Origin of the sequence: Janthinobacterium tructae, assembly GCF_006517255.1 — a bacterium.
GTDB lineage: Bacteria > Pseudomonadota > Gammaproteobacteria > Burkholderiales > Burkholderiaceae_D > Janthinobacterium > Janthinobacterium tructae.
In genome coordinates, this window is sequence record NZ_CP041185.1 from 6,141,066 (window position 1) to 6,159,806 (window position 18,741).

At 61.7% G+C, this 18,741-nt stretch carries 15 protein-coding genes; 12 read left to right on the top strand and 3 right to left on the bottom strand.

Annotated features, from left to right (window positions below):
- Nucleotides 1-104 precede the first annotated feature (104 nt).
- Together FJQ89_RS27195 and FJQ89_RS27200 are read left to right on the top strand one after the other, a co-directional pair.
- Nucleotides 105-992, top strand: coding sequence for an RNA ligase family protein (locus FJQ89_RS27195; RefSeq protein ID WP_141172443.1), 888 nt, complete (start codon nt 105-107; stop codon nt 990-992).
- Nucleotides 989-2,131 carry an AAA family ATPase gene (locus FJQ89_RS27200; RefSeq protein WP_423245177.1) on the top strand — a complete coding sequence of 381 codons (1,143 nt, stop codon included), beginning with the start codon at nt 989-991 and terminating at the stop codon, nt 2,129-2,131. Before FJQ89_RS27195 ends, FJQ89_RS27200 begins: the two co-directional genes overlap by 4 nt.
- 4 nt (nt 2,132-2,135) lie before the next feature.
- Here FJQ89_RS27200 and FJQ89_RS27205 read toward each other — a convergent pair whose 3' ends face one another.
- The 3 genes from FJQ89_RS27205 to FJQ89_RS27215 all read right to left on the bottom strand — a co-directional run bounded on the left by FJQ89_RS27205 (nt 2,136) and on the right by FJQ89_RS27215 (nt 5,717).
- On the bottom strand, nt 2,136-3,866 hold the full coding sequence (locus FJQ89_RS27205) for a cobaltochelatase CobT-related protein (RefSeq protein ID WP_141172444.1): 1,731 nt from the start codon (nt 3,864-3,866) through the stop codon (nt 2,136-2,138).
- The gene (locus FJQ89_RS27210; protein ID WP_141173018.1) at nt 3,863-4,792 is read right to left on the bottom strand and encodes an AAA family ATPase; all 930 of its coding nucleotides are present in this window, start codon (nt 4,790-4,792) and stop codon (nt 3,863-3,865) included. The genes FJQ89_RS27205 and FJQ89_RS27210 overlap by 4 nt, the downstream gene beginning before the upstream one ends.
- An 85-nt stretch (nt 4,793-4,877) precedes the next feature.
- A complete protein-coding gene (locus FJQ89_RS27215; protein ID WP_373629721.1) occupies nt 4,878-5,717 on the bottom strand; it encodes an IclR family transcriptional regulator in 840 nt (279 codons plus the stop codon).
- Nucleotides 5,718-5,919: 202 nt separating this feature from the next.
- On the opposite strand from FJQ89_RS27215, the gene xsc reads away from it, so the two are divergent.
- The 10 genes from xsc (at nt 5,920) to FJQ89_RS27265 (ending at nt 18,734) form a co-directional block, all read left to right on the top strand.
- Complete coding sequence (gene xsc, locus FJQ89_RS27220) at nt 5,920-7,728, top strand: sulfoacetaldehyde acetyltransferase (protein ID WP_141173019.1); 1,809 nt, start codon at nt 5,920-5,922, stop codon at nt 7,726-7,728.
- A 297-nt stretch (nt 7,729-8,025) separates the two neighbouring features.
- Nucleotides 8,026-8,439 carry a nuclear transport factor 2 family protein gene (locus tag FJQ89_RS27225; RefSeq protein ID WP_141172445.1) on the top strand — a complete coding sequence of 138 codons (414 nt, stop codon included), beginning with the start codon at nt 8,026-8,028 and terminating at the stop codon, nt 8,437-8,439.
- Nucleotides 8,440-8,464: 25 nt separating this feature from the next.
- Nucleotides 8,465-9,904 carry an NAD(P)/FAD-dependent oxidoreductase gene (locus FJQ89_RS27230; protein WP_141172446.1) on the top strand — a complete coding sequence of 480 codons (1,440 nt, stop codon included), beginning with the start codon at nt 8,465-8,467 and terminating at the stop codon, nt 9,902-9,904.
- Nucleotides 9,905-10,019: 115 nt separating this feature from the next.
- Nucleotides 10,020-11,081, top strand: coding sequence for a taurine ABC transporter substrate-binding protein (tauA, locus tag FJQ89_RS27235; protein WP_205704539.1), 1,062 nt, complete (start codon nt 10,020-10,022; stop codon nt 11,079-11,081).
- A gap of 85 nt (nt 11,082-11,166) precedes the next feature.
- Nucleotides 11,167-11,982 (top strand): taurine ABC transporter ATP-binding protein, encoded by an 816-nt coding sequence (locus FJQ89_RS27240; RefSeq protein WP_141172447.1) that lies wholly within the window; start codon nt 11,167-11,169, stop codon nt 11,980-11,982.
- Between the two features lie 79 nt (nt 11,983-12,061).
- Nucleotides 12,062-12,856 carry an ABC transporter permease subunit gene (locus FJQ89_RS27245; RefSeq protein WP_243136601.1) on the top strand — a complete coding sequence of 265 codons (795 nt, stop codon included), beginning with the start codon at nt 12,062-12,064 and terminating at the stop codon, nt 12,854-12,856.
- A 279-nt stretch (nt 12,857-13,135) separates the two neighbouring features.
- Nucleotides 13,136-14,569 (top strand): amino acid permease, encoded by a 1,434-nt coding sequence (locus FJQ89_RS27250; protein ID WP_141172449.1) that lies wholly within the window; start codon nt 13,136-13,138, stop codon nt 14,567-14,569.
- Complete coding sequence (sorA, locus tag FJQ89_RS27255) at nt 14,562-15,782, top strand: SorA family sulfite dehydrogenase catalytic subunit (protein ID WP_141172450.1); 1,221 nt, start codon at nt 14,562-14,564, stop codon at nt 15,780-15,782. Before FJQ89_RS27250 ends, sorA begins: the two co-directional genes overlap by 8 nt.
- A 10-nt stretch (nt 15,783-15,792) precedes the next feature.
- On the top strand, nt 15,793-16,407 hold the full coding sequence (gene sorB, locus FJQ89_RS27260; protein WP_141172451.1) for a SorB family sulfite dehydrogenase c-type cytochrome subunit: 615 nt from the start codon (nt 15,793-15,795) through the stop codon (nt 16,405-16,407).
- A 668-nt stretch (nt 16,408-17,075) separates the two neighbouring features.
- Nucleotides 17,076-18,734, top strand: a complete 1,659-nt coding sequence (locus tag FJQ89_RS27265; RefSeq protein ID WP_141172452.1) for a ShlB/FhaC/HecB family hemolysin secretion/activation protein — start codon at nt 17,076-17,078, stop codon at nt 18,732-18,734.
- Nucleotides 18,735-18,741 lie beyond the last annotated feature (7 nt).

The following is an 18,741-nucleotide window of genomic DNA, read 5'->3' on the forward strand; positions in this document are numbered from 1 at the left end:
GCACACGTATCCAGGACCACCGTCCTGATCGTCCACGCCCGAACACGTCGTCAGCACCCCTGACCCTGTATGGACACGCCCCGGTGAACGCGGCGTGGGACGCTATGTTTTTACAATCTTTGCCTTTATTTAAATACCCGCGCACGCCGCACCTGGAAGGCTCGCGCCTGCAGGACGGCGACGACGGCTCGGACCAGATGCCCCTGAAAAAGCTGGCCGGCCAGTACGTCGTCATCGAGGAAAAAATCGATGGCGCCAACTCCGCCGTGTCGTTCAGCGATGCGGGCGAGGTGCTGCTGCAGTCGCGCGGCCATTACCTGGCGGGCGGCGGCAGCGAACGCCAGTTCAACCTGTTCAAACCGTGGGCGCATGCGCATGAACACGCCTTGCTGCATCTGCTGGAAGATCAGTATGTGCTGTTTGGGGAATGGTCGTACAGCAAGCATTCCGTGTTTTACGACCGGCTGCCTCATTACTTCAACGAGTTCGACGTGTACTGCCGCCGTACGCAAATGTTCCTGTCCACGGCGCGCCGCCACGCCATGCTGGCCGGCTCGCCCGTGCTATCGGTCCCCGTGCTGTATGCGGGCCTGATGCCCACGTCGCCCAAGCAGCTGTGGCAACTGCTGCGCCACTCGCTGGCCAAGTCCCTTTTGTGGCGCGACGCTTTCGAGGGTGTGGTGGCGCGCGAACGCCTGCCGCTGGACCTGTGCTGGAAGCAGACGGACAAGTCCGACCATGCGGAAGGCCTGTACCTGAAAGTGGAAGACGACGAGCAAGTGCTGGCCCGCTACAAGCTGGTGCGGCATGATTTTACGCAAACCATCCTCGACAGCGGCTCGCACCACAGCATGCGGCCCCTGATCCCGAACCAGCTGGCCGACGGCGTGGACCTGTACGCGCCGCAGCCGCTGGTCACGTGGGAAAGCCTGGGTTTGCATACCTGCCAGTCGCTCGACGAACTGGCAGCATTCTCAAGGAGTATGAAATGATGAATTGGAAAACCCTGCAGCAACTGGTGCCCATAGCGGGCCAGTCGCCCGACTTCAGCGCCTGCTTGGCCGCTTTCCCGCAGCTGGAACTGGCCAAGACGACGCCGCAAAACCCCGTATATCACGCGGAAGGCGATGTGTGGACGCATACCATGATGGTGGTCGAGTCCCTGCTGGCCATGCTTGAGTACCAGCAAGCCACGCGGGCGGAACAGGAAATCGTGTTCCTGGCCGCCTTGCTGCACGACGTGGCCAAGTGCAGCACCACGGTGATCGACCCGGTGACGGGCGCCATCGGCCAGCCTGGCCACTCGCGCAAGGGCGCGCTCGATGCGCGCATCGCCTTGTGGGACTATGACGTGCCGTTTGCCGTGCGCGAGGAAATCTGTCGCCTGATCAATGTGCACCAGGTGCCGTTCTTTGCGCTGGAAACATCGCGGCGTGGTGTCACGCCCGAGTTCACCGTGCGCGAACTGTCGTGGCAGGTCGATATCCGCCTGCTGGCCATGCTGGCCGAGGCCGATATCTGCGGGCGTATCTGCCCGGACCCGCAGCGCATCCTCGACGCCATCGAGCTGTTCCGGGAACTGGCGCGCGAGGAGGGCTGCTACGGCCAGCGCAGGGCCTTTGTCGACGACCACACGCGCGTCAAATACTTTCGCGGCGCCGAGGCGCATCCCGATTATTCCCTGTTCCAGGAGCCGGGTTCGCACGTGATCGTCATGTCGGGTTTGCCCGCCTCCGGTAAAAACACGTGGGTGGACAAGCACCATCCGCGCCTGCCCGTCGTGTCCTTCGACGACGCGCGCACGGCCCTGGGCTTGAAGCATGGCAAGAACGAGGGGCAGGTGGGCGATTATGCGGAAGAGCGGGCGCGCGAACTGCTGCGCCGTGGCGAACCGTTCGTGTGGAACGCCACGCATCTGTCCAAGCTGATGCGCGAAAAGACGCTCAACCTGCTCTACAAATACCACGCGCAGGTGGAGCTGGTGTACCTGGAGCAGCCGCGCAAGGAATTGCTGCGGCGCAACGGCCAGCGAGACACGTCGCTCAGCAACAAGAAGCTGCAAGCGATGTTGTGGAACTGGGAAATCCCGCTGCCGATGGAAGCGCACACGGTGCGCTACGAGGTCAGCTGAACGTTTAGCGTTTGCGCCCACCCAGCAGCTGGGCGATCTCGCTGAACAGTTCATTGTTCAGCGAGGCGGGCAGGGTGGTGGCCAGGCTGCGGCTGTAGTAGGCGCCCAGGTCCAGGCCCAGGCCCAGCCCGCAAATTTCCACGGCGCCCTGCGCTTCGCGGCGCGCCACCACCTGTTTCAAATGCTGGGCCAGGTAAAACTCGTCGTTGGCCAGATTCGTGGCCGTATCCATCGGGCAACCGTCGGAGACGACGAGCAGGATGCGCCGCCGTTCCGGGCGCGCCAGCATGCGCGTGCAGGCCCAGTCCACGGCTTCGCCATCGACGCCTTCGCGGTACAAGTCCGCTTTCAGCAGGGCCGCGATGTCGGGCCGCGCGCGGCGCCAGCGCGTGTCGCCATCCTTGAACACCATGTGCACGAGTTCGTTCAAACGCCCCGGATTCGCGGGCGAGCGGGCGCGCATCCAGTCGCGTTTTACTCTTCCCCCATTCCACGCACCCGTCGTAAAGCCCAGCAACTCCGTGCTGATTCCCGCCTGGTCCAGCGCACGCAACAGAATGTCGAGCAGTACGGCCACCGATTCCGCGTGCGTCTTCATGGAACCGGAGCAGTCGACGAGAAAACTGACCAGGCAATCGGCTTGCGGCAAAAACTGTTCCTTGCGGAATAGCCTGCGCTCGGAAGGCGAGCTGATCAGCTGCGCCAGGCGCCGCCCATCGATGTATCCCTCTTCCTCGCCAAAGGACCAGCCGTCGCGCCGGGGCACGGCCAGCAATTGCGTGAACCGCCTTGCCAGGCGCGCCGTGTTGATGCCCAGGCTGGCGATGCGACCATCCATGCGCTCGCGGTAGTCGAGCAGCAGGGCGCGGCGCACCAGTTCTCCCGCGTTTTCCTCGCGGTCGTAGGCCGTGGAGTATGCCTTGTAGGCGCCATCGCTGTCGCGCAAGGCGCGGCTGTCGCCCAGCGGGGCGGCATCGGGCAGGTGGTCATTATCGCTGTCGAAATCGAGCAGCAGCTTGAACGCTGCCTGCGCCTTGGCGTCGCCCCCATCGTCCTGGCTACCGTCGCGCGCCGTTTGCGCCTCTTTCAGCATGGCATCGACGGCCTGGGCGATGGCCAGCGCGTGGCGCGCAAAGCCGGCTTGATCCAGGCGGTGGCGGCGCAAGCCCGCCAGGTCGCCGCTCAGTTGCGACGACACCGACCAGCGCGTGGCTTCAATAAAATCTTCCGTTTTTTCCAGTACGGGCCTGGCCGTCAGGCGCGACCAGCACATCTGGAACACTGTATACAAGAGCAAGCCCGAAGCGCCTTCGGCCAGGCCGGAATCGTAAAACGCGTGCGACCATGCCGTAAAACGGTGGCGCAGGTTGGCGATGACGCCAGCGTGGTGCTCTGGCGCAAGCGTTTCCACCCTTAACTGCTCCAGCAGCTCAAAGACGAGGCGCGCCACGGGGTCAAGCGGACACAGCGACTTGTGCAGGGCCGCATCCGTATGCAGCAAACGCAGGGCCACGCTGTCGGCCGCGCCACGCAGCGACGGCAAATCCTGCAGCGCCGCATCGGGCTGCAGATGGGCCGCGTGGATGGGCAGGGGGCGGTGGCCGTCGTGCAGGCGCCGGCCCCGGTAGCGTATCGAGGAAGAACCACTGAGCGCGCGGATGGCGCCCGCGCACAGTTCATCCGTTTCCTGCTGCTCGCGCGTGTAGGGAGCAGGCGCGGTCGCGTCCGTACTCATGCCTGGCTCGCCAGCAATTCCTCATTGAAACAGCGCTGGTAATACTCGGCCACCATGGGCCGCTCGGCCTCGTCGCATTTGTTGAGGAAGGACAGGCGGAAGGCCAGGGCCGGGTCGCGGAAGATCTGGCAATTTTCCGCCCAGGTAATCACCGTGCGCGGCGACATCAGACACGCCAGGTCGCCTGCCGCATAGCCGTGGCGCGTGAGGCTGGCCACGGCCACCATGGCGGCCGCCAGCTGGCGGCCCGCTGCATCGTTCATGGCAGGGACTCTCGCCAGCACGATTTCCGTTTCTTCCGCTTGCGGCAAATAGTTTAACGTGGCAACGATATTCCAGCGGTCGATCTGCGCGTGATTGAGCACTTGCGTGCCGTGGTACATGCCGTTCAGGTTGCCCAGGCCCACCGTGTTCGAGGTGGCGAACAAACGGAAGTGGGGATGCGGCGTGATGACCCGGTTCTGGTCGAGCAAAGTAAACTTGCCGTCGCGTTCGAGGATGCGCTGGATGACGAACATCACGTCGGGGCGGCCCGCGTCGTACTCGTCGAAGATCAGGGCCACTGGGCGCTGCAGTGACCAGGGCACGATGCCTTCCTGGAATTCGGTGACTTGCTGCTGCTCGCGCAGCACGATGGCGTCCTTGCCGACCAGATCCAGGCGGCTGATGTGTCCGTCCAGATTGACGCGCACGCAAGGCCAGTTCAGGCGCGCCGCCACCTGCTCGATATGCGTGGACTTGCCCGTGCCGTGCAAGCCTTGCACCATCACGCGGCGGTTATGCGTGAAGCCGGCCAGGATCGCCAGGGTCACATCCTGGTTGAAGCGGTAGGCGGGATCGATGTCGGGCACGTGCGCGTCGCGCTCCGTGAAGACGGGCACGAGCAGGTCGCTGTCGATATGGAACAGGCCGCGCACGGACTGCATGGTTTGCGCTGCGGCGGCGGGGGGATGTTGGCGTGAATCTGGCACCTTGTTCTCCTGTGAAACCGCAGCATGGGCGCTACGGCGGTTATGAATGACCGGTTTGTAATGCGGCGTCGTCGTCCCCGCCCGTCGTCGGCATGGTTTCCGATTCGATGGCGGCCAGGGCTTGCGCGGCGCGTTGTAATGCTGGTAAGAAATGTAAAGCCTTGTCGTGCGTCAAACGGATAATGGGCGCCTGGATCGCCACGGCCAGGTTCGAGCGGCCGTTCGGGTTCGGTACCAGCACGGCCACGCACAGCAGGCCGGGCAGGAATTCTTCGTCATCTAGCGCGTAGCCGTTGCGGCGCACCAGTTCCAGTTCGCGTTCCAGCTTGACGGGGTCCGTTTCCGTCTTGTCCGTAAAGCGCGTCAATTCCATGTGGCCCAGCAGGCGGCGCCGTTGCACGGGCGTCATTTGCGCCAGGAACAGCTTGCCGCTGGACGAGCAGTGGGCCGGCACGCGCGAGCCGGGGTGCAGATAGAAGCGCAGCGGCGCCGCCGTTTCCACCCGGTCCAGGTACACCACTTCGCTGCCGCTGAAGGCCGTCAGGTTGCAGCTTTCGCCCACTTCCTCGACCAGCTGGCGCAAGACCATGCGGCGGGCGCCATGGAAAGTATTGTTAATCAAGAGGTTTGACGCCAGGCGGCGCAGGCGCACGCCGGTGCTGTAGTGGCGGCCATCGCTTTCGCGCTGCAGCACGCCCACGCTTTCCAGTTGCTGCAACATGCGGTGCAGGGTGGGTTTCGGCAAGCCCGTTTCTTCCACCAGCGCTTGCAGCGACAGCAACTGGTCTTTCTCGGCAATCACTTCCAGCAAGGCAAACAAACGCATCGTGGGCGTGTCGCCTTCCAGTTTTTCCGGCTCAAGTTTTGGGGATGAAATCATGTCCATGGTGGCCTCGGTGTGGTGTCTGTCGTGTTATTTCATTTTCGAACTCAAATTGTACCGTTTTCTTGAAAATCTGTTTGACTTTTGATTGCTGAACGCTTAAATTGAATTGTATATCAAATTTCGGAACAAAATATACCGTTTTTTGATAATTTAGACGAAACTTATTACCACAGACCAGGAGACACCCATGAATGACATGACCGAGCAAAAAGCCGCCGCCGCAGCGGCCACCCCCACCGGCCCGCAAAAGATGACGCCTTCCGAAGCGTTCGTGGAAACCCTGGCCGCCAATGGCGTGACCGACATGTTCGGCATCATGGGCTCGGCCTTCATGGACCCGATGGACATCTTTGCCCCGGCCGGCATCCGCCTGATCCCTGTCGTGCACGAGCAGGGCGCCGGCCACATGGCCGACGGCTATGCCCGTGTCTCGGGCCGCCACGGCGTGGTCATCGGCCAGAACGGCCCCGGCATCAGCAATTGCGTGACCGCGATTGCCGCCGCCTACTGGGCGCACACCCCCGTCGTGATCATCACGCCGGAAACGGGCACGATGAGCATGGGCCTGGGCGGCTTCCAGGAAGCGAACCAGCTGCCGATGTTCGAGGAATTTACGAAATATCAAGGCCACGTCACCAATCCGGCCCGCATGGCGGAATTTACGGGCCGCTGCTTTGACCGCGCCATGTCGGAAATGGGCCCGACGCAATTGAACATCCCGCGCGACTATTTCTATGGCGAAATCAAGGCAGAAATCCCCAAACCGAACCGCCTGGACCGTGGCGCCGGCGGAGAACACAGCCTCAATGAGGCGGCCGAACTGCTGGCCAAGGCCAAGTTCCCCGTCATCATCTCCGGCGGCGGCGTGGTCATGGGCGAAGCGATCGAGGAATGCAAGGCGCTGGCCGAGCGCCTCGGTGCGCCAGTGGTGAACAGCTATTTGCACAACGACTCGTTTCCCGCCAGCCATCCGCTGTGGTGCGGTCCGCTCGGCTATCAAGGCTCGAAAGCGGCGATGAAACTGATCGCCCAGGCCGACGTCGTCGTGGCCCTCGGTTCGCGTCTGGGACCGTTCGGCACCTTGCCGCAGCACGGCATGGATTACTGGCCGAAAAACGCCAAGATCATCCAGATCGATGCGGACAACAAGATGCTGGGCCTGGTGAAAAAGATTTCGGTGGGCATCTGCGGCGACGCCAAGGCGGCCGCCAAGGCGATCCTCTCGCGCCTGGATGGCAAGACGCTCGATTGCGACGCCACGCGCGACGCGCGCTATGCCACCGTGCAAGCGGAAAAAGCCGCGTGGGAAAACGAACTGGACAACTGGACGCACGAGAAGGATGCGTACAGCCTGGACATGATCGAAGAGCAAAAGAAAGAGCCGGGCAATTACTTGCACCCGCGCCAGGTCTTGCGCGAGCTGGAAAAAGCCATGCCGGAAGACGTGATGGTGTCGACCGACATCGGCAACATCAACTCGGTGGCCAACAGCTATCTGCGCTTTGAAAAACCGCGCAGCTTCTTTGCGGCGATGAGTTTTGGCAACTGCGGCTATGCATTTCCGACCATCATCGGCGCCAAGGTGGCCGCACCACACCGTCCGGCCGTGTCGTATGCGGGTGACGGCGCCTGGGGCATGAGCCTGATGGAAACGATGACCTGCGTGCGCCACAACATCCCGGTGACGGCGGTGGTGTTCCACAACCGTCAGTGGGGCGCGGAAAAGAAAAACCAGGTGGATTTCTACAACCGCCGTTTCGTCGCCGGTGAGCTCGACAACCAGAGCTTCGCGGAAATTGCACGCGCCATGGGCGCCGAAGGCATCACGGTCGACAAGCTGGAAGACGTGGGGCCAGCCTTGAAGAAGGCCATAGCCATGCAGATGAATGAAGGCAAGACGACCATCATCGAAATCATGTGCACGCGCGAACTGGGCGACCCGTTCCGCCGCGATGCGCTGAGCAAGCCGGTGCGGCATCTGGATAAATATAAAGACTACGTCTGATGTAGCGGGTGTTGTTGGATTACGCCCTGGCGGGCTAATCCAACCTACCCAACCTACCCAACCTACGCGTGGTGCTGGCGTAGGTCGGATTAGCCGGGCCTCGGCCCGGCGCAATCCGACATAGCGCTGTGACCAAATTCTCACAGATTGTCACGGAAACATCATAATTTCATTAAAGAATACAAGGCGTCCCGTTTTTTGGATTATTTGATTTGACAAGGTCATGCTTAAGGCTTAAATTCAATAAAAGACAAAAAACGGAACGTAGCGTATCAAAAACGATTTACGGAGACAAAAATGAACACACGAGTACCTACCGATGCTGTCACCACCGACTTTCTGCAAGCGTTCGGCGATGCCTGGAACCGCCATGATATTGAGGCCCTGATGGCCGCCATGGCCGACGATTGCGAATTTCACGCCGTGGCCGGTCCTGACTTGCTGGGCAAGAGTTTCATTGGCCGCGACGCCGTACGTGCCGGTTTCGAATTGGCATGGCAAACCTTCCCCGATGCCGCCTGGCTCAATCCCCAGCACTTCGTCAGCGGCGAGCGCGGCGTGACCGAATCGACGTTTGCCGGCACCAAGGCGGACGGCACGCGTATCGAGGCGCGCATGGTCGACATCTTCACCTTCCGCGATGGCAAGATCGCCGTGAAGAACGCCTTCCGCAAGGATCGCCCACCGGTCGCTACCGGCCACAAAGCCTGAGCCAGCACGTTCACCGGGAATGATCATGAACAAACCTGTCGACACTCCATCTGACGTACTGGGCAACAGCACCGCCGCCCGCACGCCTTACGATCCCGCCTTCGATCCGCTGGTGGCCCAGCGTCCCGGCCACGGCAATGCCTACGCGCCCACCTACTGGATCGGCACGGCCGGCGAGCCGCCCGCCGACGACGGCCCCATCACGCATGACATCGACGTCGACGTGGCCATCATCGGCTCGGGTTTTACCGGTCTCTCCTGCGCCATCTTCCTGGCCCAGGAACACGGCATCAAGGCCACCGTGCTGGAAGCGAACCGGGTCAGCTGGGGTTGCAGCACGCGCAACGGCGGCCAGGCACAATGCACGACGGGCCGCCTGAAGCGTTCGCAGTGGATCGACCGCTATGGCCTGGACACGGCCCTGAAACTGCACACGGAAGTGTGCGACGCGATGCAAACGTTCAAGAAGATCACGGCCGACATCGATTGCGAGCCGCAGCCGGGCGGCCACCTGTACATCGCCCACAAGGCGAAAGCCATGCCCGCCCTGGTCAAGGAAGCAAAGCTCATGCGCGAGGTCTTCAAGTACGACGCCCGCATCCTCGACGCCGACACCGTCAAGCGCGAATTCGTCGACGACAAGGAAGCGGCCGGCGCGCTGCACGAGCCGGAAGGCATCGGCATCCACGCGGGCAAGCTGGCGTTCGGCTACCTGCGCAAGGCGCGCGCGCTGGGCGCCAAGGTGCATCCATCAAGCCCCGTGATGGGCTGGGAAACGCGCAATGGCGTGCATTATCTGCAAACGCCGGGCGGCGTGGTGCGTGCCCGATCCGTGGCCGTGGCCACGGGCGGCTACACCTCGCCCCATCTGCATCCGCAAGTAAAAAACCGCTTGTTGCCTATCCTGTCCAACTCGCTCGTCACGCGTCCGCTGACCGCGGCGGAAATCGCGGCGTGCAATTTCCGCACCCACCAGGTGATCACGGATACGCGTATTTTGCGTCACTACTACCGCTTGATGCCGGACAACCGCGTGCAGATCGGCAGCCGCAGCGCCATTACGGGCGCCGACGCGCCGGACGAGAAATACAAACAATTTTTGATCAACGATCTGCACCGCAAGTTCCCCGCGCTGACCGGGATCGGCATCGATTACTCGTGGTGGGGCTGGGTCGATGTCAGCCACGACATGATGCCGCGCATCGTGCAACCGGACCCGAAGCAATCGATCTTCTATTCGCTCGGTTACGGCGGCAACGGCGTCATGTACTCGGCGCAGGCGGGCCGGCGCATGGCCGAGCGCATCGCGGGCAAGGCCAGCGACACGGGCTTGCCGATCTTCAATTCGAAACTGCCGTATCCCAACATGATGGAACTGGTCGAGTCGCAAGCGTTCGCCCCGTTCCGCCGCCTGGGCCAGCGCTTCCTGTACCGCTGGTATCACTTGAAGGATGAAGTTTTCTAAAAGCAGCACTGCAGTTCAAGTCGCCGCATGAGCTGGCATAGACCGGCCAGCGGCGCCATCCGTAAGGATGTTATTGCCCGCACGTTCACACATAACAATACACTTGGAGTGAGACATGAACACATACACGAGCAAAACCCCGAGCAAAACGGTTTTTTCAACGATGCGCCGCGCCGTCCTCGGCACCCTGGTGCTGGGCGTCGCCCTGGCCTCCAGCGGTACCGCTTTCGCGCAAAGCAAGGAAGTGACGATTGCCTATCAGGAAATCAACGGTCCCTTCCTGGTGGCGATTGCCAGCGGCGAAGTGGAAAAAACCACCGGCTATAAAATCAACTGGCGCAAGTTCGATTCGGGCGCCAAGGTGGCCACCGGCATGGCGTCGGGCGACGTGCAGATCGGCGTCATCGGTTCCAGCCCCCTGACGGCGGCCGTCAGCCGCGGCGTCGATCTGCAGCTGTTCTGGATCATCGACGACATCAACGAAGCCGAAGCGATGGTGGCCCGCAATGGCGCCGGCATCAGCAAGCCCACGGACTTGCGCGGCAAGAAGATCGCCGTGCCATTTGTTTCCACCACACACTTCCACACCATGTTCGCGCTGGAAACCTGGGGCATCAAGCCCACGGAAGTGAAATTGCTCAACATGCAGCCGAACCAGATCGCCGCCGCCTGGGAACGGGGCGACATCGACGCCGCCTTCGTGTGGGACCCGGCCTTGAGCAAACTCAAGCAAAACGGCAAGGTGCTGGTGACCTCCGGCGAACTGAGCAAGAAGGGCAAGGCCACGTTTGACGGCATGGCCGTCGAGCGCGCCTGGGGCGAAGCGAATGCCGACTTCATGGCCAAGTTCGTCAAGGTGATGGCCGCTTTTGATGCCGACTACCGCGCCAATCCGAAGGCGTGGACCATCGATTCCCCGCAAGTCAAAGCCAACGTCAAGCATTCGGGTGCGGCTGCCAAGGACGTGGCCGCTTCCGTGGCCCTGTACGCCTACCCATCGTTACAGGAGCAGGCCTCGCCGGCCTGGCTCGGTGGCGGCGCGAAGGGCGGCGTAGCGCAAGCCTTGCTGGCCACGGCGCAATTTTTGAAGGGCGAAGGCAAGATCGACACCCTGGCAACAGATTACGCCAAGTATGTGACACCCAAGTATGCACAGGCCGCCGGCCTGCTCAAGTAAACGGTGGCGTGTCGGCGCGCTTGCGGGCGCGCCGACGCGAACACAATGCGTTGCACTGAAGTTACTACACCTATGCGGGGATACGATGGAAAACCTGTACGTCAAGGATGTCAGCGTAATTTATCCGGGCAAGACGGCCGGTGAACGCGTACATGCCTTAAATAATATCAATCTCACCATCAATAGCGGCGACTTCGTCGTCGCGCTCGGTGCTTCCGGTTGCGGCAAGACAACCTTGCTGAGCCTGATGGCGGGTTTTATTGCCCCGTCCAAGGGCGAAATCATGCTCGGGAACAATAAAGTCGAAGGGCCGGGCGCCGACCGTGGCGTGGTGTTCCAGAAACATGCTTTGCTGCCCTGGCTGAACGTGATGGAAAACGTGGAATTCGGCCTCAAGCTGCAAGGCGTGCCGAAAGCCGTGCGGCGCGAACAGGCGGCGAAGAACCTGGCGCTGGTCGGTTTGAAGGACTTTCACGACAATATGATTTATCAGTTGTCGGGCGGCATGCAGCAAAGGGTGGGCATCGCCCGCGCCCTGACCAGCAATCCCGCCATGCTGCTGATGGATGAACCGATGGCGGCGCTCGACGCGCTGACGCGTGAAACCATCCAGGAGCTGCTGCTCGATATCTGGGCCAAGTCCAGCACCATGTTCTTCTTCATTACCCACAGCGTCGACGAGGCGCTGTTCCTGGCGAACCGGCTGATCGTCATGTCGCCCCGTCCGGGCCGCATCACGCATACCTACGAACTCGATTTCAACAAGCGCTTCCTCGAATGCCGCGATGCGCGCGCCGTGAAATCGAGCCCGGACTTCATCAAGATGCGCGAAACAGTGCTCAACATCATTTATGGCGACGAGCGCGCAGTCAACAAAGAGCTGGAGGTGTCCCATGCATAGCCCATCCGTCGTGGGATTTCCCCCCACCACCGCCAAGCGCGCCGGTTTCTTTGGACGCCTGTTCGCTCCCCGTTGCGCCATGCCCGGCGAAGCTTTCGGCGCGCCGGGGCAGGGCAATTCCAGCCGCATCGCCAGCGTCACCGTCATCGTCGTGCTGTTGCTGTGGTTTGGCGTGACGGCCAGCGGCATGGTGAAACCGCTGTTCCTGCCGTCGCCGCAAGCCGTGTACGAGAAATTCATCATGGCGGCCACCACCGGCTTCGGCGGCGCCACTTTGTGGGAACACACGGTTGCCAGCCTGGTGCGCGTCTTCGGCGCCTTCGGCCTGGCTTGCGTGCTGGCCATTCCCATCGGCGTGATGATGGGCGTCAATCGCGTGGCACGCGGCATCTTCGATCCCTTGATCGAGTTCTACCGTCCTTTGCCGCCGCTCGCTTACTTGCCACTGGTCATCATCTGGTTCGGCATCGGCGAGTTTTCGAAGGTCTACCTGATCTTCCTGGCCATCTTCGCGCCGATGGCGATCGCCGCCCGCGCCGGCGTCAGTTCGGTGTCGCTGGAGCAGATCCACGCGGCCTATTCGATGGGGGCCACGCGTTTCCAGGTCATCGTGCACGTGATTCTGCGTGCCGCCATCCCGGAAATTCTCACCGGCATGCGCATCGGCATCGGTGTGGGCTGGACCACGCTGGTGGCGGGCGAGATGGTGGCAGCCACGCGCGGCCTCGGCTACATGGTGCTGAGCGCCTCCGAGTTCCTCGCCAGCGATGTGGTGATCATGGGCATTATCGTGATCGGCTTCTTTGCTTTCCTGTTTGATTTGATGATGCGCTACCTCGAACGTACCCTCGTGCCATGGAAGGGCAAGGTGTAAGACGTTCCCGGGAGTGGCGCGCACGCCACAAGTGTTGCCGCCGCTCCCTTTTTTTTTACCGCCATACCCCGTACGTATTCTCCAGCGCGCTTGCCCTAGGGCTGCCGCGCCGGGCCGCTGCATTTCCAGATTGACTTCTGGCATGCAGCCAACCAGACTGATTTGATGATGTATCGATGCTGCTTGACGGTGTTGCCAAAATAAAACAAAGCCGCGCGGCAGGAACAAGCCGCAGCAGGCGAGGGTGCACCGAGCTTCAGATATTACTAGGAGACAAAAATGATTAGCGACAACCACAATAATACCGGCTTGCAGCACTCGCTGAAGCAGCGCCACATGAGCATGATCGCCATCGGCGGCGTGATCGGCGCCGGCCTCTTTGTCGGCAGCGGCGTGATCGCCAAGGCCGCCGGCCCGGCCGCCATCCTTTCCTTCCTGCTCACGGGCGGCCTGGTCGTCCTGATCATGCGCATGCTGGGCGAGCTGGCCTCGTCCCTGCCCGTGGTCGGTTCCTTTTACGAATACGCGCGCCTGGCCTTCGACGACAAGCCGAAAGTGTCGAAATTCCTCGGCTTCATGAGCGGCTGGATGTACTGGTATTTCTGGGTTGTCGTGGTCGCGCTGGAAGCCATCGCCGGCGCCAAGCTGGTCAACTTCTGGCTGCCCGACGTGCCATCGTGGGCTATCAGCCTGGTCTTGCTCGTCTCCATGACGGTGCTCAACCTGTTCTCGGTGAAAGCGTTTGGTGAATTCGAATTCTGGTTCGCCTCGATCAAGGTGGTCGCCATTGTCGTCTTCCTGTTCGTCGGCGCCCTGTTTATCACGGGTAGCTTGCCCAACAGCATCCCAAGCCTGGGCTTTTTGACCAGCAATGGCGGCTTCATGCCGCACGGCTGGGGCCCTGTATTGAGTGGCGCCGTCGCCGCCACGGCCTTTTATTCGGGTGCCGAGATCGTCACCATCGCCGCCGCCGAAACGTCGGACCCGGCCAAGGCCATCGCCCGCGCCACCAATTCCGTCATCACGCGCGTGCTGATGTTTTATGTGGGGTCCATGTTTGTCGTCGTCTGCATCGTGCCCTGGGATTCGCCGGCCATCGCCACGCCTTTCGTCAGCGCCCTGACGGTCATGAACATTCCCTACGCGGCCCACATCATGAACGCCATCATCCTGACTGCCGTGCTGTCGGCCTTGAATTCGAGCTTGTACGCCTCCTCGCGCATGATCTTCGCGCTGACGCGCCGCGGCGACGCGCCGACCGGCCTGGTCAAGCTGAGCAAGAATGGCGTGCCCATTCGCGCCATCCTGTTCAGCACCCTGTTCGCCTATTTCGCCATTGCCGTATCGTATGTGTCGGCTGACCTGGTCTTCCCCTTCATCGTCAATTCCTACGGCATCCTGATCCTGTTTGTCTACCTGCTCATTGCGATATCTCAATTGCGCCTGCGCCGCCGCCTGGAACGCGAATGTCCCGAACGCATCAAAGTGCGCATGTGGCTGTTCCCCTACCTGACGTATTTCACCATCATCGCCATGCTGGTGATCCTCGGCGCCATGAGCGTGTCGTCCGATACGGAGCAGCGTGTGTCGTTCTGGTTCGGCCTGTTGAGCGTGGTCATCATGAGCGTCATGTATTACATCAAGAAGCTGGTCAACGATGACCGCAACGGCGGTGCTTCCGCCGACACCAAAGTGGAGCTCAAACATGTCTGACACGACCTTGTTGCCTGCAAGCCGGCGCCGCTTCCTGCGCACCACGGCCGCCCTGGGCGCCGCCGCGGTGGCGGGACCGACGCTCGCCGCTTCCGTCACCTTGCCGTTTGAAAACGGCGAGCGCGAACTGGTGGCTTTCCCGCAAAAGCGCCCGCTGATCCTGCTGACCAGCCGTCCGCCCCAGCTGGAAACGCCGTTCAGCGTCTTCAATGAAGGCGCGATTACCCCCAACGATGCGTTCTTCGTGCGCTATCACTGGAGCGGCTTGCCTACCAGCATCGATGGCGACAGCTACCGCTTGCGCATCGCCGGCCTGGTGAAAACGCCGCTGGAGCTGTCGCTGGCGCAACTGAAACAGCTGGCCGAACCCGTCGACATGGTAGCCGTGACGCAATGTTCGGGCAACAGCCGCGGCTTCTTCGCCCCGCGCGCGAATGGCGGGCAACTGGGCAATGGCGCCATGGGCAATGCCCGCTGGACGGGCATCCCTCTGAAAACCGTGCTGGAAAAAGCCGGTATCGCCGCCGGCGCCGTGCAAGTGGTCTTCAATGGCCTGGAAACGCCGCCCGTGGGCGACGGCCCCGATTTTCAGAAAGCCTTGTCCGTCGAGCACATCATGGCCGGCGACGTGCTGCTGGCCTGGGCCATGAATGGCGAAGACATTCCCTTCCTCAACGGCTACCCGCTGCGCCTGATCGTGCCCGGCTATTACGGCACTTACTGGGTCAAGCACCTGAACGACATCACCGTGCTCGACAAGCCCTTCGACGGCTTCTGGATGAGCACGGGCTACCGCATCCCCGACAATGGTTCCGGCTTCATCGAGCCAGGTACACCGGTGGGCAAGACGACCCCCATCAGCCGCCTCAACGTACGCTCCTTCATTACCAGCGTGCAAGATGGCGCGCACGTGAAGGCCGGGCGCGACCTGGCCTTGCGCGGCATCGCTTTCGATGGCGGCCAGGGCATCAGCGAAGTGGCGATTTCAGCCGATGGCGGCCACAGCTGGCAGGAAGCAAGGCTGGGCAAGGACCTGGGGCGCTTCTCCTTCCGGGAGTGGAGCATGGTCCTGAAGGCGCCGCGCAAGGGCAAGCACGTGCTGATGGTGCGCGCCGTCAACCGCATCGGCCAGAGCCAACCGATGAAAGCCCTGTGGAATCCCATGGGTTATATGCGCAACGTGGTGGAAACCACGCGCATCCAGGCAGTGTAAGGAGAACCATATGAAGATCTTGTTTGCCGCGTTGGCACTGTCGGCGGCGGGCAGCGTATGCGCGCTGGAAATCCATTTGCCACCGGAAACGGCGACCTACAAACCCAGCGAATTGCCCGGCTACCAGCTGGTGCAGCGCAACTGCATGACCTGCCACGCGGCCCAGTATGCATCGAGCCAGCCGCCTGCCTCGCCGCGCGCCTACTGGGAAGCGACCGTCAAGAAGATGAAAAAGCCGTTCGGCGCCCAGTTTGACGATGCGGACATGCCCGCCATGGTCGACTACCTGGTGAAAACCTATGGAGCGGAGCGGGGCGCCGCCGCACCCGCCGCGGCCGTGGCCAGGCCGGCCGCAGCGGCTGTCCCGGCCGCCAGCGGCAAGGATGCCAACACCTTGCTGGCTGCGAATGGCTGCATGGCATGCCACGCTCTCGACCAGAAAGTGATCGGCCCGGGTTTTGCCGAGGTGGCCGCCAGATACAAGGGCAAGGATGGCGTCGCTGCTGTGGCGGCCAACATCCGCAGCGGCGGCGCCGGCAAATGGGGACCCGTGCCCATGCCGCCATTCAGCCAGCTCAGTGTAGCCGATGCGGCGACCCTGGCGAAATACGTGCTGTCCAGGTAGCGCCTGGCCAGACCAGCGTAGTAGCGCACTCCCGCTCTTCTTTCTCTCCACAGGCTTGCAACACCTCAACCCCTGGCTGAGGTGTTGCAGGCCTGCCACGCCGGTGATCCTCGCGGAAATTTAACCAGCCGCCCATCCCCGTACCGCATCGTCAAAAATAATTTATATATCAATATTCATGTATTGGAAATCAATTTTCGCAAGTGTGTGACATGCCAGGAAGCCAAAAGAAAGTGTGTCGTGGAAGTCGTATCCTCGTATGGAAAAAATAACATTGTTTTTGTTGAAGTAATGCCAATGCCTTGCCTAATTTCCAGATGTGGTGCGTGCGAGGAATAGCGTGTTGATAGTGGTGGTATTGCAATGTTGTTGCGTTGTGACAACGAGATTTTCAGTTGAAGCGCGCATTTTCATAGGACTTTTCGTATTTTAGGACTGTCGCCATTGAGGGCGCACCAATGTGGTGAACGAGGTTATCAGATAGGTGTTTTCTCGCCTGACGAAAGGCTAAAATGGATTAATGTTGCTGAGCGGAACTTGATTTTTTAGTTGCCATTGAATTTAACATTGATATTAAAAATATACCGCCATTTCAGCTCTTGTATTCCCCCGTTGGTGCAGCCGGAAGCGGTGTGCCTGGCGCGGGCGCGCCGCCAGAAAGGATAACCTTGAACACCAAATTACTCCCCCTGACCCTGCTGCTTCTGATCCAGTCCGCCTGGGCCGTCGATCCGCCGAACGCCGGGAGCCAGCTGCAGCAGATTCCCGTCGCTCCCCAGTTGCCGAAGGCGCTGCCGGCTATCCGCGTGCAACAGGGCAATGTGCCGGCCACCACGGTGGGCGATACCACGCGCATCACCGTGCAGCGCCTGCAGGTGACGGCGCCGCCCGTGTTTCCTGAAAGCGAACTGATCGCCAGCACGGGTTTCGTGCCGGGCAGCGAGCTGACCCTGGGCGAGCTGCGCGCCATGGCGTCCAACATTGCCAGCTATTACCAGCAGCGTGGCTATTTCCTCGCGCAAGCGTATCTGCCGGCACAGGATATCGAGGATGGCGTGGTGCAAATCAGCGTGCTGCCGGGCCAGTATGGGCAAGTGCAGCTGCGCAACCAGAGCAATCTGTCCGACGGCCTGGCCGGCACGATATTGGCCGGCCTCGACGGGCAAGTGATTTCCACGCCGCCGCTGGAGCGGCGCTTGCTGCTGCTGTCGGACTTGCCGGGCGTGCAGGTCAGCTCGACCCTGGCGCCGGGCGCGTCCTTGGGCGCGTCCGACCTGATCGTCGAGGTGCAGCCGGGATCGCGCTTCAACGGCAGCATCGATGTCGATAACCAGGGCAACCGCTACACGGGCCGCAACCGCATCGGCGCCACCTTGAACATCAATGAACTGGCCGGCATCGGCGACGTGGCCAGCGTGCGCGCGTTTACCTCGGCCGACGGCTTGAACTACGGCCGCCTGGCGTACCAGGGCCAGGCCGGTTTGCTGCGCCTGGGCGGCGCCTACACGTATATGGATTACAAGCTGGGCAAGGAATTTGCCGTGCTCGAGGCCAAGGGCACGGCGAAGATCGCCAGCGCGTATGGCAGTTATCCGCTGATCCGCTCGCGCAGCAGCAACCTGTATGCGCAGGTCAGCTACGACGACAAGACGTTCCAGGATCGCACGGAATCGACGGGCAGCGTCAATGACAAGACGGCCAGGGTGTGGATGCTGAACCTGAACGGCGACGCCAAGGATGGCTGGGGTGGCGGTGGCTTCAGCAATTATTCGCTGACCTACACCACGGGCAAGATCGACATCGAAACGCCGGTGGCGCGCCTGATCGACCAGCTGACGGTGAAGAGCAACGGTCACTTCAACAAGCTCGCCTTCAACGCGGCGCGCCTGCAAAGCCTGGGCGGCGAGACGAGCTTGTTCGGCAGCCTCAGCGGCCAGGCGGCGTCGAAAAATCTCGACGTGTCGGAAAAGATGGGCATCGGCGGCATGGGCGGCGTGCGCGCCTATCCGGGCGGCGAGGCGTATGGCGACCAGGGTTATGTGCTGAACCTGGAATTGCGGCACAACTTGCCGGCGTTCACTGCCTTGCCCGGCCAGCTGCAGGTGCTGGCCTTTGCCGACACGGGCAGCGTCAAGCTCAACCGCAATGCGTGGAGCGCCGGCGAGAACCGCCGCACCCTGAGCGGCGCCGGCATGGGCGTGACGTGGACGGGCGCCAACGCGCTCGTGCTGAAAGCATATTACGCACACAAGCTGGGCAATGCCAAGGCGACCTCGGCACCGGATGCGGCAGGCCGCTTCTGGCTGCAAGCCGTCAAGTACTTCTAATTAATAC

Excerpts from the sequence above, each read along its gene's own strand:
- tauA (WP_205704539.1), top strand. The coding sequence starts at position 10,020 with ATGAACACATACACGAGCAAAACCCCGAGCAAAACGGTTTTTTCAACG.
- FJQ89_RS27200 (WP_423245177.1), top strand. The coding sequence starts at position 989 with ATGATGAATTGGAAAACCCTGCAGCAACTGGTGCCCATAGCGGGCCAG.
- sorB (WP_141172451.1), top strand. The coding sequence starts at position 15,793 with ATGAAGATCTTGTTTGCCGCGTTGGCACTGTCGGCGGCGGGCAGCGTA.
- FJQ89_RS27250 (WP_141172449.1), top strand. The coding sequence starts at position 13,136 with ATGATTAGCGACAACCACAATAATACCGGCTTGCAGCACTCGCTGAAG.
- FJQ89_RS27225 (WP_141172445.1), top strand. The coding sequence starts at position 8,026 with ATGAACACACGAGTACCTACCGATGCTGTCACCACCGACTTTCTGCAA.
- FJQ89_RS27210 (WP_141173018.1), bottom strand. The coding sequence starts at position 4,792 with ATGCAGTCCGTGCGCGGCCTGTTCCATATCGACAGCGACCTGCTCGTG.
- xsc (WP_141173019.1), top strand. The coding sequence starts at position 5,920 with ATGACCGAGCAAAAAGCCGCCGCCGCAGCGGCCACCCCCACCGGCCCG.
- FJQ89_RS27230 (WP_141172446.1), top strand. The coding sequence starts at position 8,465 with ATGAACAAACCTGTCGACACTCCATCTGACGTACTGGGCAACAGCACC.
- FJQ89_RS27240 (WP_141172447.1), top strand. The coding sequence starts at position 11,167 with ATGGAAAACCTGTACGTCAAGGATGTCAGCGTAATTTATCCGGGCAAG.
- sorA (WP_141172450.1), top strand. The coding sequence starts at position 14,562 with ATGTCTGACACGACCTTGTTGCCTGCAAGCCGGCGCCGCTTCCTGCGC.
- FJQ89_RS27205 (WP_141172444.1), bottom strand. The coding sequence starts at position 3,866 with ATGAGTACGGACGCGACCGCGCCTGCTCCCTACACGCGCGAGCAGCAG.
- FJQ89_RS27215 (WP_373629721.1), bottom strand. The coding sequence starts at position 5,717 with ATGATTTCATCCCCAAAACTTGAGCCGGAAAAACTGGAAGGCGACACG.
- FJQ89_RS27245 (WP_243136601.1), top strand. The coding sequence starts at position 12,062 with ATGCCCGGCGAAGCTTTCGGCGCGCCGGGGCAGGGCAATTCCAGCCGC.
- FJQ89_RS27195 (WP_141172443.1), top strand. The coding sequence starts at position 105 with ATGTTTTTACAATCTTTGCCTTTATTTAAATACCCGCGCACGCCGCAC.